Annotated in this window: 14 protein-coding genes; 5 read left to right on the forward strand and 9 right to left on the reverse strand. The window is 36.4% G+C overall.

Annotated elements, in window-relative coordinates; genetic code table 11:
- Positions 1–2: 2 nt before the first annotated feature.
- Positions 3–1118 carry a glycosyltransferase gene (locus tag ACZ9HT_RS03880; protein WP_476039128.1) on the reverse strand — a complete coding sequence of 372 codons (1116 nt, stop codon included), beginning with the start codon at positions 1116–1118 and terminating at the stop codon, positions 3–5.
- A 113-nt stretch (positions 1119–1231) separates the two neighbouring features.
- On the opposite strand from ACZ9HT_RS03880, the gene ACZ9HT_RS03885 reads away from it, so the two are divergent.
- A complete protein-coding gene (locus ACZ9HT_RS03885) occupies positions 1232–2083 on the forward strand; it encodes a glycosyltransferase family A protein (RefSeq protein ID WP_476039129.1) in 852 nt (283 codons plus the stop codon).
- Positions 2084–2085: 2 nt separating this feature from the next.
- Here the strand turns inward: ACZ9HT_RS03885 and ACZ9HT_RS03890 are convergent, their stop codons facing one another.
- From ACZ9HT_RS03890 to ACZ9HT_RS03925, 8 genes are all read right to left on the reverse strand, one after another.
- Positions 2086–3309 carry a glycosyltransferase family 4 protein gene (locus ACZ9HT_RS03890; RefSeq protein ID WP_476039130.1) on the reverse strand — a complete coding sequence of 408 codons (1224 nt, stop codon included), beginning with the start codon at positions 3307–3309 and terminating at the stop codon, positions 2086–2088.
- Positions 3261–4145 carry a glycosyltransferase gene (locus ACZ9HT_RS03895; RefSeq protein WP_476039131.1) on the reverse strand — a complete coding sequence of 295 codons (885 nt, stop codon included), beginning with the start codon at positions 4143–4145 and terminating at the stop codon, positions 3261–3263. Before ACZ9HT_RS03895 ends, ACZ9HT_RS03890 begins: the two co-directional genes overlap by 49 nt.
- A gap of 15 nt (positions 4146–4160) precedes the next feature.
- The gene (locus ACZ9HT_RS03900) at positions 4161–5039 is read right to left on the reverse strand and encodes a glycosyltransferase family protein (RefSeq protein WP_476039132.1); all 879 of its coding nucleotides are present in this window, start codon (positions 5037–5039) and stop codon (positions 4161–4163) included.
- A gap of 26 nt (positions 5040–5065) precedes the next feature.
- Entirely contained in the window at positions 5066–5929 is an 864-nt protein-coding gene (locus ACZ9HT_RS03905; protein ID WP_476039133.1) for a glycosyltransferase family 2 protein, read from the reverse strand.
- Positions 5926–7203, reverse strand: a complete 1278-nt coding sequence (locus tag ACZ9HT_RS03910) for an ABC transporter ATP-binding protein (protein ID WP_476039134.1) — start codon at positions 7201–7203, stop codon at positions 5926–5928. The genes ACZ9HT_RS03905 and ACZ9HT_RS03910 overlap by 4 nt, the downstream gene beginning before the upstream one ends.
- A gap of 65 nt (positions 7204–7268) precedes the next feature.
- Entirely contained in the window at positions 7269–8117 is an 849-nt protein-coding gene (locus ACZ9HT_RS03915; RefSeq protein ID WP_476039135.1) for an ABC transporter permease, read from the reverse strand.
- Positions 8118–8154: 37 nt separating this feature from the next.
- Complete coding sequence (locus tag ACZ9HT_RS03920; RefSeq protein WP_476039136.1) at positions 8155–9132, reverse strand: hypothetical protein; 978 nt, start codon at positions 9130–9132, stop codon at positions 8155–8157.
- A 28-nt stretch (positions 9133–9160) separates the two neighbouring features.
- Positions 9161–10471, reverse strand: a complete 1311-nt coding sequence (locus ACZ9HT_RS03925; protein WP_476039137.1) for a UDP-glucose dehydrogenase family protein — start codon at positions 10469–10471, stop codon at positions 9161–9163.
- A 180-nt stretch (positions 10472–10651) separates the two neighbouring features.
- Here ACZ9HT_RS03925 and rimP point away from each other — a divergent pair, with 180 nt between their 5' ends.
- The 4 genes from rimP (at position 10652) to ACZ9HT_RS03945 (ending at position 18629) form a co-directional block, all read left to right on the forward strand.
- Positions 10652–11119 carry a ribosome assembly cofactor RimP gene (rimP, locus tag ACZ9HT_RS03930; RefSeq protein WP_476039138.1) on the forward strand — a complete coding sequence of 156 codons (468 nt, stop codon included), beginning with the start codon at positions 10652–10654 and terminating at the stop codon, positions 11117–11119.
- Between the two features lie 60 nt (positions 11120–11179).
- Positions 11180–12427, forward strand: coding sequence for a transcription termination factor NusA (gene nusA, locus ACZ9HT_RS03935; protein WP_476039139.1), 1248 nt, complete (start codon positions 11180–11182; stop codon positions 12425–12427).
- 73 nt (positions 12428–12500) lie between these two features.
- Complete coding sequence (infB, locus tag ACZ9HT_RS03940; protein WP_476039140.1) at positions 12501–15410, forward strand: translation initiation factor IF-2; 2910 nt, start codon at positions 12501–12503, stop codon at positions 15408–15410.
- 273 nt (positions 15411–15683) lie between these two features.
- Entirely contained in the window at positions 15684–18629 is a 2946-nt protein-coding gene (locus tag ACZ9HT_RS03945) for a SusC/RagA family TonB-linked outer membrane protein (protein WP_476039141.1), read from the forward strand.
- Positions 18630–18639 lie beyond the last annotated feature (10 nt).

Genomic DNA, 18639 nt, shown 5'->3' on the forward strand with positions numbered 1-18639 from the left:
ATCTAATTTAATTTTTTCAGCACTTTTCGAATTTTCTCAATATTTTTTTCATTGCTCATTTTATCTAAATAATCCTTTTTGATCCTTTTAGAAAAACCTTCCAAAACATCCCGATTTTCATAAAGATAAATAATTGCATTTGCCATTTCATCGATATCGCGGTTAATAAAAATGCCATTAACTTTATCCTGGATCACCATTGATGGCAATCCGATAAATGTTGATACCGACGGAATGTCCGAAAGACTCGCTTCGCAAAACATGGTTGGAGCGCCATCGCCGCTAGAGGCGATTACGGCAAGATCGACATCATTATAGAACTCGATCATTTCTTCGTAGGTTGCATTAAACGATGTTTTTAGTCGAACCTTTCTGCCCGTTTCCCTAACTTTTTTTACTGCCGGTTCTATTACTTCAAAAAAACCTTTAACAGGACGATTTGGATTTCCGGTCCAACCCAGGGTGAAAATTTCACTTTTAATTTTAGTTCGTCCGAAAAGGTCTTCTTTATAAATTCCAAGAGCAAACTCCAGATTTTCGGTATGGTCTTGATAAGCACGAATAAGATTTTCGTTAGCAAGTAACAGAAAATCATATTGTTTTAAATATTTCGTAAAAAATTCTGCACGAGAAAGGGAATTCACATCAGTTTTAGTTTTAAAGTCGTATTCCGGACCAAGATGAGGAAAGCAGTCATTAAAAATTCCGACCAGATTTTTTTTACCTGTGAAGGGAATTTCCGCGACATATTGAAAAAAATACGCCATCGAAACTATATAATCAAAATGAAGAATTTTAACAGATTTGGATTCATCAATAAAAGGAGTTACGAAAGGTTTCGTGTATTTTGGAAAAGAATAATTTCCGGACGAATCAATAAACTGAACTTTTTTATTATTTCTGGAAAATCTCTGATAAAATGTGAATCGAATTGCGGAAATGAAGTTTAAAGCGAATCTTTTAACAACACCCAATTTTTTAAGACCTTTTATGCGATAAGCATCATTACAAACGTAATAACAATCATATTCATCTGCTAATTTTAAAGACCATGATTTAACCATGAAATAGAACGCCCAGTCTTTTATATCTACTTCAAAAAGTATTTTTTTCTTCATCAATGGAAATTATTCGTAAAGTTACATTTTTTAGCAATAGTGGGGATTACGGATGATATAATTAAACTTTCAGAAATATTTTATGTATTTTTAGGCACAATTTATAAAACAAAATGCTGTTTACCGTTTTCACTCCTACTTATAATCGAGGTTATTTATTAAGCCGTCTTTTTCAAAGTCTGTCCAGCCAAACGATCCGTAATTTCGAGTGGTTAATTATTGATGACGGTTCAACGGATAATACCGCAGAATTGGTTGCTCAGTTTATTAGTGAAGCAGATTTTCCTGTCCGATATATGAAGCAGAAAAATCAGGGGAAACATATTGCCATCAACTATGCAGTAAATAATGCAGAAGGAAAATGGTATTTACCTATCGACAGCGACGATTTTCTCGCAAATGACTGTCTGGAAGTTTGCCAGGACTTAGCATTCGAAACAACTGGGGAAGAATATGGAGGATTTACTTTTATTCATGCGCCAGAAGCATTAGTCGACGAAAAAAGGAATAGTGATATAAAAAAATGGACGGAGTATAACAGTTATCGATGGAATTTTGCGGGTGAAATGGTTTATGTTTTTAAAATAGAAGTGATCAAAAAATATCCCTTTCCTGTTTTTGAAAATGAAAATTTTTGTCAGGAAAGTGTGCAGTTAATTCCCATCATTAAAAATTACAAAATTCTTTTTACTGACCATATTCTTGCTTTTGGTGAATATCTGGAGGATGGTTTGAGTCAAAATTTATATCAGCGATTATTGAATAATCCAAATTATGCAATGCTTGCTTTGAAAACGAAACTGGGCGTTTCAAAATCAGCGAAGGAAAAAGAAATGCTTACCAGGAATTATTGGGATATTGCTTTGAAAACTAAGCAACCAATTTTCAGGAGCTTACTGAATTATCCATTTCTATGGAATTTATACTATTTCAAATTTCGGATCCTTCAAAAATTGAGGGGTTAGTTTTACGATTTTTCTAAAAGTGAGGCTACCTTTTCTGCCACTTTCTCTCCCCAGATTTTCCAGTTCAATTCTTCTTCATATTTTTTTCTACCATTTAAAGAATACAATTTTATTTTTTCTGGATTGCGCAGCAGAATTTCAATTTGATCAGCATAATTTTCTGCAATTGCTTCTAAAGGCAACAGTATACCGGTTTTTCCGGATTCTACTACTGCTGCAACGCCGCCTGTGTTGGTTGAGATCACGGGTAAGCCGTAACTCGCTGCTTCACAAAACGAAATCGGCGTGCAATCTGCCCGTGTTGGCATAAACATAAAGTGAGAATTCTGCAGAAAATCAAAAATTTGTAATGCCTCCGTTGGATTGTTTTTGTTCAGAAAAGGAATTACATTCATTGGATCAGTATTAGCGACGGGAGGAATACATCCGACGACCTGTAATTTTACCGGATAATTTCTTTTACGTAAAATGTTGATCGCATCTAAAGCGATTTGACCTCCTTTCCGATCCCATTCTACACCTAAAAAGAGAAATGTTATTTCGCCAGTATAATCTTTTTCTGTAATTTTTTCCGGCGCTCTGGAGTTGGATCCAAATTTAATCACATTAACTTTTTCTTTCGGGATTTTGTAGAACTCTACCGCATGATTTGCGGCCCAATCCGAGGAAAATACCAAAGCATCGGATTTCTGAAGCGCTAATTTTTCTAAAAACACCGTAGTTTTTTTTGAAAGCCACCCGAATCCACTCATTCCACCATAATAATTGAGGAGTTGATGAAAGGTAGCATCATTAAGATAAAGAATGGGTATTCTGGTTTTTAAAAAAGCAATATCTGCAATCGTTGTTGGTGCAAAAATTAAGTCTGCATCAGAATTTTTTAAATGATGATTAAGTTTTCGTGAAGCGGAGAATGCTTTAGCCAAAAAATGATTGCGGTTGAATCCGCGGTTAAATATTTTTTTATGAAGATTTTCTACCGATAAAAAGAATTTAGATTCTAAAGGAGAAAATTTATTTACAGGAATCCATTCCACCTCAAATCCCTGCGCCAGGAAAGCCTGGTACATTTGATTAATCGTACCCGACCAGATTTTTTTGTCTGTTGGTGGGCCGCTGCAAAGAAATATGATTTTAGTTTTTTGAGACATTTTGGGAAGATAGGTGATGAATGCAATTATTTTTTCATCCAGTAATAAATAAAGATCCTGTTTCGTAACAGCCAAGGTAGAAATTTAATTGCGGAGACAATTTTATTTCCTTTGCTTAAAATATTAAAATTAAGATTAGATCGCAAAAAAATATGCCAGTCAGATAATTTCTTAATTTCTCCACCGTAATATTTACCGATGATCTCGTCTAATTTATTGTGCTGTAGATCACGCTTGAAATTTACTTTTCCTGCAGAAAGTCCTGCTTCATGACGACGGTACGCTGACATTTTTTTTGAGATACCACGCATTTTTCCAATTGTAGATGCCGCTAAAAACAATACGGTGTCGAAATATTGTAGATCAAGTTCTTTTAAAGTTGCCTGTTTAGCTTTGGATTTTAAAACTTCTGAGCTCATCATTACGGTTGCGGTATGTACGATCCAGTGTTTATAAATTTCCAGTGCAGAGTAGTCCCTATCTTCAACTTTAGAAAATTCGGTTCCATTAATTTCCTCATCATCAGAAATATTAACAGCGGTATGAAAACAAAGGCTGTAATCTGGATTTGCTTCAAGAAAATCAAGCTGCATCTGTAGTTTTGATGGATCGGTCCAATAGTCATCACCTTCACAAAATGCCACAAAATCTCCCGTTACTTTTTCCAGCGCAAAATAGAAATTGGGCGTGGCTCCAATATTTTGATCATGTCTGAAAAACTTTACCTCGAAATTATCGGGTGTAGAACTAATGACTTCGTTAATCGCTTTGACAGTTGCGTCTGTTGAATGGTCATCACAAATAATCAATTCAATTTGCGTCTTAACTTTTTGCGATAAAATCCCCTCCAAATTTTGACGTATAAAATTTGCGTGATTGTAGGTGAGTACGATGATGGAGATTTTAGTCATTCTAAACGGAGGTATTTAAAAATTTCTATTTTCCTTTTGTTCGTAACCTGCTAAGGATTTTCCACTTTCATCTAAAGCCCAGGAGGCAGATTTGTTGACGGTTGCGAAATAAAATTTATTTTCTTCCGATAAATTTTCCGTATTAATATACCAACCGCCGTGTGTTGCTGTGTAATCTCCGGCTAAACGGAGTCCTTTTAAAAAATCGATATTGGTAAATTGGAGTCCGTACCGTGGTTTGTAAAGTGCAAAAGTAGTATCGATCGTCGTAAGATATCCATTCGTTTCCACTTGATTTTGCCAAAATTTTGCTTCCCAGGTCAATACTTTTTCTTTTAGTTTAAAGTGTGCGGGAAGATCATCGATCCTTAATGCAAAACCAACTTTGGTCACTTTACAAAAATATTGATCGAGTTTTTTCATCATTTGGTCCACAAAATTTTCGGGCAGATCATTATTGGGAATGATATCGGAATCCGTCAAAAAGTAATAACCTTGACAATGTTTTTCTAAGAGGTGCGGCGCTAGATATAAAACCTGATGACCGTAGTTTTCTGCTATATATTCAATTTTAACCTTTCTCTCAATTTTTTTGTAATAGTCTAAAAGTGGTGGATAAGTAGAATTATTGTCAAGTATGACAATATTTGAAAAATTTCTTTTCTCAAGAAAGCTGATCAACTTCTCTAGATATAAAAACTGGTTAAAGTTGATAATCAAGACCGGAATTGATTTCGGATCATGCTTTTGTGCAAGGATCAAAGGATCATTATTTAAAAGTTCTCTAAATTCTTTTTTAGCTTTGAGGTTGTCATAATACGCTTCTAGTCCAGCCCAAATTCCTTTGATAGATTTAATGGTATTGATGTAGTTTTTTTGGAAGGGATAAGACATATCTGAGACTATTGATTGAAATTATTCTAACGGGCACGCTCAATTATATTAAGAACTATTTTAATATATAATTTTTTAAGTTGGAGATCAAGATATTTAGAGATCTTATTGGCTTTGTAATATTTCTTTTTTTCCAATTTATAGAAAAGGTTTTTATTTCTCGAGATCAGGTAATTTTTATATTCTCTGTTTTGAAAAGAGTTGGAACTTGCAGAATAATGATTTTGATGCAATACGACTTTATCATCGATAAATTGAACATCCAGTTTCCTTTTTTTTATCCGGGATAGAAATTCATTGTCATCAAAACCGATCCCAAGTGCAAAAAGTTCATCAAATCCACCGAGTTCGTTAAGATCTTTTTTAGTGATCGCAGTACAGAAATGAAAAGCTTCGGGCCGATGAATCGAATGATTATACCACCCTGCGTCACCATCCTGTTGAACCGTATGATTGTTTTTTTTAATGACGGCTAAAATTTCTTCGGAAGTTGTTGATGCTGAAAGTTTTTCAGTTGATTCTTTATCCAGTGAAAAGCAGCCAAAACTTAAATATTTATTTTGAATAAGATTTTTTTCGGTATAATCCAGAATATTTCCAAAATGAAAGCATTCCGGATTCTGAATAATGATCATATCACCTTTAGCCGCTTTGAAACCGATATTAAAAGGAATGCAAGAGTTGTGATACCATTTGTTTTTTTTTTCTAAACGAATCACTTTTAGAAAAGGAAATTCCGTAATCAAATCCTCTAAGCGCTCATTTTCGTCACTTCCGTCATCTACCGCAATTACTTCCAGCAAAGAAGTAGAGTTCTGTGCTTTAATACTTTGCAACGTATTAATGAACAGTTTTTTACGATTGTAATATGCGGTAACGATTGAGATCATAACATTTTTTGACTTTTCCAGTCGCTTTCAACACCAATTTTACCAGGTCTTACAATTCCAAATTTTTGAAGAAAAGAATTTTCATCTTCTTCAACTTCAAACGAAATTTTATATTCTGGCTGATGGTGAGAAACTTTATTGGAAGAAGGTGAATAAATAGCAAATGTCACATAGTAAAATCCACTGGCGAGCAAATATTTAGGAAAGGTTCCTTGCACGTTAAATGTTCCTTTTTCGTTTTTAACAAAGCGGGCAGTCGTATAATCAGAGGTCCAATAAATTAATTCGTCATTTTTGTCTTTTACATCTATAGTAATGTAAGAATTAGGAACAGGTGTTCGCACCTCAATTGTAAAGTTAAAAGTCAATAAGTCATTCGTGAATAATCGATTATGATCATAAGGTTTCTGAAGTTCTACATCCAATAATTGCATGTCTAAATCTGGCTGAACCGGATAATGAATTTTAAAGTTTTTATCTTGGGAAATAAACTCCAGATCATAAGTGTTGATCACTTTTTCAATTGCTCCCTGAGTAATTAGATTGCCATCTTTTAAAAGAATTCCTTTGTCACAAAGGTTTTTAACGGCTGCGATATTATGACTCACAAACAAAACCGTTCTTCCTTCACCTTTGCTTACATCACCCATTTTCCCCAGACATTTTTTCTGAAACTCTGCATCACCAACAGCCAAAACTTCATCTACAATTAGGATTTCAGATTCTAAATGTGCCGCAACGGCAAATGCTAAACGGACATACATTCCAGAAGAGTATCTTTTAACAGGTGTGTCAATGTATCTTTCAACTCCAGAAAAATCTACGATCTCATCAAATTTACGTTTGATCTCTTTTCTTGTCATTCCGAGAATTGCGCCATTCAAATAAATGTTTTCGCGGCCGGTCATTTCGGGATGGAATCCTGTTCCTACTTCTAGTAAAGATGCAATGCGGCCATTGGTGTAAATTTTCCCCGTCTTAGGTTTCGTTACTTTGCTAAGCAACTTTAACAATGTTGATTTTCCGGCGCCATTTCTACCGATAATTCCTACAGCATCGCCTTGCTCGATTTCAAAATTAATATCGCGTAAAGACCAAACGTAGTCGCTTTCACCTTTGTTAGCGCGGTCATTAGCTTCACCAATTTTCAGATAAGGATCTTCTTTTCCGCGCAGTTGATGCCAAAAACGGTTCATGTCATGGGAAAGGGTTCCTGTTCCAACTTGTCCAAGACGGTATTGCTTTGATATATTTTCTGCCTTTAATGCAAGCATCTTCTTTAATTTATTTTTTTTGAATCGTTTTAAAATTGATCTTCTTCACTTTAATACTGGCTCTTCTAAACAGTATCCATAAAACCTTTTTCCACTTTCGTAAAAATAACCGTTCCTACTGCAAGTATCAAAAAGATAATAAAACTGCTGACCAAAAGCATAGTGCTGGAGAAATCTCCAACTCCAAGCCAACCGTATTTGAAGCATTCGAAAATTCCGGTCAAAGGATTATATAGTGCAATTTCTTTCCAAATTCCTTTTAGGGATGATAAGGGATAAATTACTGGAGTAGCATACATGAACAGACTTACTCCAAATCCTAATAACATTTGTAGGTCCCGATATTTGGTGGTTAAAGCAGAAAATATCATTCCCGTACCTAAGGCAAAAGCCGCCATTAAAATCACAATAAAAGGTGTCGCTAAAACCCAGATATTTGGATGTACTTCTCCAATAATTATGTAATAAATAAGGAAACAAATAAAAAGTCCAAACTGAACTCCAAATTTCATGAGATTAGAAATTACAATCGTTAAAGGCATTACCAAACGTGGGAAATAAACTTTTCCGAAAATGGAGGCATTATCTCGAAATACGCTGGAGGTTCTTGTAAGGCAATTGGAAAAATAATTCCACAGGGTAACACCGGCCAGATAAAACAAGACTTTCGGAGCGCCATCTGTTGATAAACCCGCAATATTTCCAAAGACAATTACGTAGACTAAAGTGGTAAATATTGGATTGATGAAAAACCAGATTGGACCCAGTATCGTCTGCTTAAATTCTGAGACAAAATCCCTTTTCACAAACATATAAACCAAATCTTTGTACCGCCAAACTTCTGCAAGTTTTAAGTCAAATAAAGAGTGGCTGGATTCGATGGTTTCGGTCCATTCTTGTTGAGGTTCGTTCATCTGTAAAATAGTAAATTTTTATCAAAAATAAGGTAAATTATTGAATTTTCGAAAGTTCCGTTCGGGCGAGAAACAGTGATGTAATAAAAAGAGGAATATAAAGACGCACTTCGTAAATTATTCCTGTGTAAAAACACATGAAGATATATGGTAGAGACAGAACATGAAAAATTAAAATGAGATTGAAGGCTTTTCGGTCTTTTGCAATAAGCAATGTGAATACGAAAAAGACCATCCAGAAAAGTAATCCTAAAATATTTTTAGGCTGCCTAAAATTTTGCAGCAGAAGGTTTCCGTCGTTCGTGGAAAAGCTTTCACTTATTAGTCGCATTCCAAAATAGACGGCGATAAAAGTAATTCCTAAACAAAGTAGAGGAGTGATCGTTTCCTTTTTCAAACCATATTTTGCATAGAGTATTGTCGCTGCCAATGAGAGCGAAAGCGCGGAAGATTCCCGGTTTAACGTCGAGAAGATCATGATGGTTATCAACAGAATCAACTTTGAAACTGACCTTTTTTCTAAATATTTAAGCAATATATAAAAGAAGAGCAGTAAGAAAAAATAGCTCGAAATATCATAAGGAACAATTACAAATTGAGAAAATACCATCACAAAAATTGCAGTCGCAATAATCATCAATTTTTCTGCATGGGTCGCGACGAAATTTTTTGACTCTGTTATCAAGACCATAACAATGGCACTTAAAACTGCAAAAATGGTATTTAAAATATAAAATGATAAATACATTTTCGGTTCAGAATCTGCGTTAATAAATTTGAATTTGAAGATTTGATAATCGATATGTAAATCTGATAAAAAATCATAAATCCAAATCAGAAAATAGCCGCTTAAAATTCTATACTGATAAATTCCGGAGTGGAACTGTTCCGAAAAATCTTTGTAGTTCAAGATCTTGGAAGAATAAATATTCCCAAACGAAAAATAAACAAAACTACTAACCGTAAAAGCCAATAGTGCTGCAAATAGAAGTTTAAGGGATAAATTTATTTTCAAGATGTGATGTTTTTGTGAGGGCTGAAAATTATTTCAAAGTTTTCCGGCCGATCGATTTGTAGTAAAATCCAGAATCTTCTACCTGTTCTAGGGGGAACATATTTCTACCGTCGAAAATCGCTTTATTTTTCATTTTTTTCGCCATCAGTTTGAAGTTCGGATTTTTAAATTCGCTCCATTCCGTTGCGATCAAAAGACAGTCGGCATCATCTAAGGCAGCGTACATTTCTTTGGCGTAGGAAATTTTATCACCTAAAATTTTCTTTACATTTTCTTCGGCGATGGAATCATACGCTACTATTTCTGCGCCTTTTTCTAATAAGATCTTAATATTATCTAAGGAGGAAGCTTCCCGAACATCATCAGTATTTGCTTTAAAAGCTAAACCCCACAATGCGATTTTTTTGCCTTGAAGATTTCCGCCAAAATATTTTTCAATTTCTGAAATCAAGATCACTTTCTGAGTCCGATTTACATTTTCTGTGGCTTCTAAAATCTGGAAATCAAAATCTTCCTGCTTTCCGGAACGTATTAGAGCCTTCACATCTTTCGGAAAACAGCTTCCTCCATAACCGATTCCGGGAAAAAGAAAGCGATGTCCAATTCTGTCATCCGAACCCATTCCCAAACGGACTTTATCAACGTCGGCACCAACTTTTTCGCAATAGTTGGCGATCTCATTCATAAAGGTAATTTTCACGGCCAGAAAAGAATTCGCAGCATATTTGGTGAGTTCCGAGGATTTCTCATCCATAAAAATAATAGGAATTCCAATATTGGTAAAAGGCTGGTAAATTTTGCCCATAATTTCTTTCGCTCGTTCCGACTCGCTGCCAACAATCACTCTGGCTGGATTCATGGAATCCTCTACCGCAAAACCTTCGCGCAAAAATTCGGGATTAGAAACAACGTCAAATTCAACTTGAGTTTTTGCTGAAATTGCCGCGCTCACTTTGTCTGCAGTTCCTACCGGAACCGTCGATTTATTTACGATCACTTTATAATCAGTCAGTAAACTTCCTATTTGATCTGCAACAGAAAGAACGTAGGAAAGATCCGCAGAACCGTCTTCTCCGGGCGGCGTTGGAAGCGCTAAATAAATAACTTCACTTTTCTCCAGAGCATCCTTTAATTCTGTCGTAAAAAATAATCGCTGTGCCTGAATATTTCGCAGAAACATTTCCTCAAGACCGGGTTCGTAAATGGGAACAATTCCCTTTTTCATCGTTTCAACTTTCTGCGCATCAATGTCAACACAGTAAACCGTGTTTCCTAATTCTGCCAGCGTAGTTCCTGTAACAAGTCCCACATATCCGGTCCCAACAATCGTAATATTCAAAATTCGAGTTTTAAAGTTGGCGCAAATATAAATAATTTATTGCTTGTTGGTTGCTACTCAATTATTAACCGCAAAGGTATTTTGTCGATTTATCAAATTTGTGTATCTTTGCATCGGAATTACGGAAAAAATGAAAAGGCCTTCGCAAGAATGCCTTTTTTCGTAAAGCAAATTAAGGATATGGAATTTAGACAGCAAATAGAAGAATTACTCAATACTTTTCTCGCAGAAAGAGAAGATCTTTATCTTATTGATCTGAAAATTTCTGTGGCAGATGCGATCACAGTGATTCTGGATGGAGACGACGGTGTAAGGTTGCAGGACTGCTTAGATGCAAGTCGCGCTATCGAAAATAATATGGATCGTGAGGAGCATGATTTCTCCCTTCAGGTCATGAGTGCGGGTTTAAGTGAACCATTGGTTTCTCCGCGACAGTTTAGAAAAAATATTGGTCGTGAACTGGAGATCGTGTTAGATGATTCTAAAGAAATTGAAGGAGAACTGATCAAAGTTGAAGACGACAAAATCACAATGATCTTAAAATACCGTAAACCTAAAGAAATAGGAAAAGGGAAAGTAGATGTAGTGGAAGAAAGAGAAATTCCGTACACCGAGATAAAGAAAGCACTTGTTGCAGTAAAATTTTAAATAAAAACGATGTGGTGATACCTCTCACGCATCATTCATCACTTATAAAATAGAAGATAAATGGACGGTTTAGCATTGATTGAAGCATTTGGCGATTTCAAAGAAGATAAAAACATCAGCAAGATTGACCTGATGGCGATTATTGAAGATTCATTGAAAACTTTATTAAGAAAAAGATTCGATTCCGATGATCATTTCGACGTTATTGTAAACCCTGACAAAGGGGATTTTCAGATATTTTTAAATAAGACCATTGTTGAAGATGATATGTCTGAAGATGACGATCTGGAAATTGAACTTTCGGAAGCGAAAAAAATTGACCCAACTTTTGAAGTAGGCGAAGATTTTACAGTAGAGATTCCAATTGCACAGTTAGGTCGAAGAAGTATTTTAACGTTGAAGCAAATTTTAGCAACTAAACTTCAGGAACATAATAACGCTTATTTATATGAGCAGTTTAAAGATAAAATCGGAGAAATTGTGACCGGCGAAGTTCATCATATCCGTCACAAACATGTTATTTTATTAGATGATGAGGATAACGAATTTATCTTGCCGAAAGAAAATCAAATTCCATCCGACTTCTTTAAAAAAGGAGAAAATATTAGAGCGATCGTTGAAAGCGTAGATTTTAAAGGCGCAAAACCTCAAATTATCGTTTCCAGAACAGCCTCTAAATTTTTGGAGAAATTGCTTGAACTGGAAATTCCTGAGATTCAGGACGGAACCATTATTTTGAAAAAAGTAGTGAGAATTCCGGGAGAGAAAGCGAAGATCGCGGTAGATGCTTATGATGACAGAATAGATCCTGTGGGAGCTTGTGTTGGAGTAAAAGGTTCCAGAATTCACGGCGTTGTCCGCGAATTGAAAAATGAAAATATAGACGTGATTCAGTGGTCCAAGAACCCCGAGATCATGGTGAAGAGAGCTTTAGGAAATATCACTATTAATAAAATTGATATTAATCTGGAAACGAATTATGCGATGGTTTACACGCCGGTGGAAGAAATTTCGCGGGTGATTGGTAAACAAGGGCAAAACATTAGATTAGCTTCCTGGTTAACAGGATTTGAAATCGATGTTCACAGAGAATCCAATGAAGATGATGATGTTGAATTGAAAGAATTCGTAGGTACCGAAGAAGGAGATATCGAACAGTGGATCATTGATGAATTCCGGAAAGTAGGTCTTAATACTGCAAAGAGTATTATAGACAAGGATACAGAAGCACTTTTAAAAATGGTAGATTTGGAAGAAGAGACCATCGAAGAAGTAAAACAGATCTTAAAAGCAGAATTTGAAGACTAAACTTCAGATTAATTGACAATCAAGTTAAAATAATTTAACTTTACAAAAATTTAAATAAAAGTATAAAATATACATGCCAAAAATTAGATTAAACAAAGCGGTTAAGGAATTTAATATTTCGATGACAAGACTTGTAGAATTTCTGCAGTCCAAGGGAATCGTAGTAGAAAGTAACCCGAACGCTCAATTGGAAGAATCGGCATATTCTGCATTAGAAGCGGAGTTCCGCAAAGACGGGGAACAAAGAAAAGCTTCTCATGAGGTGGTGATTGCAAAGGTTCCGGAAGAAAAACTGGAAATTGAAGCATCAAAACCTGAGGTAATAAGAGCCAAATCAAACGTGAGACCCGAAACAAAAGTTTTGGGCAAAATCGATCTTGATGCTAAGAAAGAAGAAGTTCAGGAACCTAAACCGGCAGAACCGGAAGTAAAAGTAGAAGTCCCTGTAAAAGAAACTCCTACCGTTCTTACAACTCCTGAAAAACAGGAATTTAAGATTTTAGATAAGATCGATCTGTCTCAAATTGGAGGTAACAAGCCAAAATCTTCAAAATCTGCTCCACTGAAAAAAGAGGAAGAGAAACCTGCTGCGAAAGCAGAAGAAACTCCTGCTCCAAAAGTGGAAACTCCAGCTGAAACTGTGGTAGCACCTTCTGCACCTGCAGAAACTCCTGCAGCTCCGACGCCGGAAATTATTCCTTCTGATGGTGAAAACCCGGAATCTACTAAAATAGAAACGGTTTACCAGAAACTAGGGGGTGTAAAGATATTGAAAGAAACGGTAGATCTGTCCCAGTTCAATAAACCTAAACCTTCAGCTAACAGTGCTGCAGCGAAGAAAAAGAGAAAACGTATTGAAAAACCTGGAACTCCGGGAGCCAATACGCCGGGTGCAGGTGGAAATCAACAACAGGGAAACCGACCTCCGGGTGCAGGTGGAAACCGACCTCCGGGACCCGGCGGAAACAGACCTCCAGGACCGGGACAAAGTAGACCAGGCGGATATCAAGGTGGCAACAACCGACCTTCAGGACCAGGTGGTTCCAGAAGAGGTGCACCTACAATGCCTGTTGAATTAACCGACGAGCAGGTTAAAAACCAGATCAAAGAAACCCTGGAAAAACTTACCAGCAAAGCAGGTAAGAATAAAGGGGCTAAATATAGAAAAGAGAAAAGAGTTTACAGAAGAGAGCAAGACGAAATGCAGCAGGAAATGGATGCAGCAGACAGAACCTTGAAGGTAACGGAATTTATTACCGTTGGCGAATTGGCGAGTTTGATGAATGTGAGTCCGACTGAAGTAATTTCTGCATGTTTCTCTTTGGGCGTAATGGTAACGATGAATCAGCGTTTAGAAGCTGACACCTTATTATTAGTTGCCGATGAATTCGGATTTAAGATTGAATTCTCTGATGCTGATTTGGAAGAATCAGTGATTGAAGAAAATACAGATACGGCAGATGATCTAAAAACCAGAGCACCGATCGTTACCGTAATGGGTCACGTAGATCATGGTAAAACATCTTTGCTGGATTATATTAGAAAAACAAACGTGATCGCTGGTGAATCCGGTGGAATTACGCAGCATATTGGAGCATACAACGTGAAACTGGAGAACGGTCAAAGAATTACGTTCCTTGATACACCAGGTCACGAAGCCTTTACCGCGATGAGAGCGAGGGGAGCGCAGATCACCGATATTGCAATTATTGTAATTGCTACCGATGATGATGTAATGCCACAAACAAAAGAAGCGATCTCTCACGCACAGGCTGCGGGAGTTCCGATGATCATTGCTTTGAATAAAGTGGACAGACCAAATGCTAATCCAGATAATATTCGCCAGCAGCTTTCTGCTATGAATATCTTAGTGGAAGAATGGGGTGGAAATATTCAGTCTCAGGAAGTATCTGCTAAGTTGGGTAACAATATGGATGCTTTACTGGAAAAAGTATTGCTTCAGGCAGAAATGTTAGAGTTAACAGCAAATCCAGACAAAAACGCTCAGGGTGTTGTTATTGAAGCTTCTTTGGATAAAGGAAGAGGATATATTTCAACAGTTCTTGTACAGACCGGAACTTTAAAGGTAGGAGATTATGTTCTTGCCGGTAAAAATCACGGTAAAGTAAAAGCGATTTTAGATGAAAGAGGAAAACCACTTGAAGAAGCAGGTCCATCAATCCCAATTACAATTTTAGGTTTAGATGGAGCGCCAACTGCGGGTGATAAATTCCGGGTTTTCGAAGACGAAAGAGAAGCGAAAACAATTGCTACCAAAAGAGAGCAATTACAGCGTGAGCAATCAGTTAGAACCAAGAAACATGTAACCTTAGACGAATTAGGAAGACGTATTGCTCTTGGAGATTTCAAAGAATTGAATATTATCCTTAAAGGTGATGTTGATGGTTCTGTAGAAGCAATTTCTGATCAGTTACAAAGCTTGTCAACCGAAGAAATCAGCGTGAATATTATTCACCAGGGTGTTGGTCAAATTACCGAATCCGATGTATTGTTAGCAGCCGCTTCCGATGCGATCATGATTGGTTTCAACGTAAGAGCTGGTGTCAACGCGAAAGAATTGGCAGACAAAGAAGAAATCGAAATTCGAACGTATTCAATTATCTATAAAGCAATTGATGAGGTAAAAGAAGCGATGGAAGGAATGCTTTCTCCTGAAATTAAAGAGCAGGTGATTGGTAATGTAGAAATACGCGAAACTTTCAAAATCACGAAAGTAGGTACGATCGCAGGTTGTATGGTTCTTACCGGAAAAGTAACACGAAACTCCAAAATCAGATTGTTGAGAGACGGAATTGTGAAATTTGAAGGCGAGCTCGAAAGTTTAAAACGTTTCAAAGACGACGTGAAAGAAGTAACAAAAGGTTACGAATGTGGATTGAATATTAAAGGATACAACGATATTGAAAACGGTGATATTCTGGAAGTGTATGAAGAAGTTTCTGTAAAGAAAAAACTGAAATAAAATTTTCAGATATATTGTAAAGCCTGCTGAAAAGCAGGCTTTTTTTTGCGGTTTATTCAAATGTATCGCTAGATAGTTTTAAGTATGACTATTGAGGTACGAAACAGCAATTAAATGTTTTGGGCGATTTTCATAAAAAATACTCAATCAAAGTCGGTAAAAGATATAAAAGCAATAAGGATTATCCGGTAATAGATCATAATTCGAAATTTTAACTTGTATATGTTAAATTAAATTAACATATTTGCCTCTTAAATATTAAATAGTGTTAATATGAATGTAAAATTACGAGTTTTAAGCATTGGGGTATTGTTTTTCGCAGGACATTCCTTAATGGCGCAGAAAGCGAAGAGAGATACCGCTACGAAAACAAAGGAAATCGAAGAGATCGTTTTAGTCGGAGGAATTAAACTGGATCCTGCACAAAAAGTAGGTTCCTATAATACCGTCTCCAAAGCTAATTTTGAATCGACGCCGTTTTCCTCTGTAGATGAGGTGCTGAATGGTAGAGTTGCAGGATTAAATTTTTCTTCTGCAAGTGGAGATCCCGGATCTTCGAATATGGTTACCATTAGAGGAGTAAGTTCCTTAATAGGAACGCCAAATCCTTTATATGTTATTGATGGTGTTGTAGTAGGGAAAGGATCAGATACTGCATCTTTAATGGAGTCCTGGAATCCTTTAACGTCAATTGACCCAAATGCAATTGAGAGTGTATCTGTACTAAAAGATGCATCTGCAACAGCGTTGTATGGTTCCAGAGGTGCGAACGGAGTAATTTTGATTACCACCAAAAAAGGTAAGTATAATCAAAAAACACGTTTTGATTTCTCTAGCGAAACAGGATTTCAAAGCAGAGCTTTCGATAAGTTAGACCTAATGAATGCTGATGAATATATCAAAATGGGTGGCATCTTGATGTGGAATAGTCAGGATGTTTTAAAAACAACTTTTACTGATCTTCAGCAAGCAACAAAATACTACTTAGATAATTATGAACCTCAATATGATGGTGGTCCCTCAACAGATTGGGTTAAGGCCGTGAACAGAACATCATCTGTTGTAAATACTTATAATTTTGGAGTCTCTGGCGGTGGAGCGAATACCTCATTTAGAATTGGTGGAACATACTACGAGAACACGCCGTTGGTGCGAACTTCAGATTTTAATAGAATAAGCATTAACACTGCGATTGATCACAAGGCTTCAGACAAATTAAAATTTGGTCTGAATGTAAATTATTCCAATATTAAGCGTAAAACATATTTTGGAGGTAGAGCTTCGGCAAATCCTGTAACTTCTTCCATTATGATTTCGCCACTTCGACCGGTATATAATTTAGATGGAACCTTTAATCAGGATTTAGGAGAAGGTTCACCAACTCCAGGTTTTAATCCGGTATCGATACTCGAAGAAACCGATAACAGATCTACCATTAATTCCATCATTGGATCGGTAAATATGGATTATCAGTTCGTGAAAAACTTTTATTTCAATTCCCTTTATGGAATGCAGGCGCAGTTCATGACAGAGAAACAGAATATTCTAGCAGGTCACCCGGTATATACCATTATGGGTCAGGATAAAGGTGCCTTAGGTGATTTTAGAACTGTGATTTTAGACTGGAACTGGTCCAATACTGTAAGTTACCGGAACATTTTCAACGGCAGACACAATGTTCAGGCCTATTTAGGGATGGAATATCAGGATCATAAGTATGATAACATAAGTGTAAGAAGTTTTGATAAACTCGATCCTCGACCTTATTTTGATTTTACACAAACACAATTAGCAAGTAACAGAGACTTTTCATGGAGACAAATCGCATATTTCTCCCGTTTAAATTACACCTTAGACAGTAAATATACCGTATCAGGACAGTTGCGAAGAGATGGTAATTCAACCTTAGGAGATGAAAAATTTGGAACTTTTTGGTCTGTAGGTGCTTCGTGGAATTTATTTAATGAAGCCTTTGCGCCGAAAGCATTTTCCTCAGCTACTTTAAGAGGTAGTTATGGAATTTTGGGGAATATCCCTTATGCAGATCAGTGGTATTCTCAATATGATGCGTTCTCTACGTTACAATATGATTCTACAATTGGATGGGGCGATACGATCGGAAATGGCTATGTTTCTTCTCCAGGAAATCAAGCTTTAACATGGGAGGAATCTTCACACTTAGATATCGGTGCTGATTTTGGTTTCTTTAATGAGCGTTTGAAGTTTACTTTAGATTACTATGATAAACTAACGAGCAAAGCCATATTTAAATCATATCCAGCATTAGAAGCTGGCGGACCAATTGAGTATAATTCCAATGTTGGAGATATCAGAAACCGTGGGTTCGAGATCGTGATCGATGCGACACCGATAAGAAGTGATAACTTTCAGTGGAATATCAATGCGAATGGATCTTACGGTAAATCAAAAGTAGAAAAATTGAATGTTGATATTGCACAATTTAAAGATCCAGATAGCGTATCAGACGGAAGTAACGAATTGGTAGCTTTATCAGCAGGTCATCTATTGGGGGAATATTATACTTACCTCTGGGCGGGTGTTGCACAGGCAGATGATGCGGCAAACGGCATTAAAGCTGGTGAAGGGATCTGGTACACCGACGAAACAAGAACTGCGGTAACAAGTGATAAACTTAAAGCCAAAGAAGCTTGGATCGGTAAAAATGCGTTCCCTACTTATAATGTGGGTTTAACCAATGAATTTAAATACAGAAACTTTTCTTTGAGCTTCTTACTAACCGGTCAGTTCGATTTCCTGGTACAAAATGCAGTGCATTCTTACACCATACATGATGGTAGATTTCCTACAAGAAATCAAGTGACGGAAGCATTATATAATAGCTGGACAGATGCTCCCGGTGCTGAAAATAACAGTAATGTAAATCCTAAACAGGTTATTGGTAATCCAAATAGTTCCAGATTAGAGTCTGATCGATTTTTGAATAAAGGAGATCATATCAGATTAAAGGAAACGAGGATCGCTTATTCTTTTGGTGAATTATTTAAAAACACCACAGGGATTAATAATCTTACGATTTACGCACGGGCGACAAATTTATTTACTTATGTTTTCGATAAAGAGTTGAATTACGATCCAGAATCTACTTCAAATTCATGGTCTTGGATAGGGAAAGGCAGATATTGGTATGCTTCACCTGTTATTAAAACAGTTTCCGTGGGTATTCAAGTTGGTTTCTAATATAAAATTT

The organism is Chryseobacterium sp. UYP7, assembly GCF_056279225.1.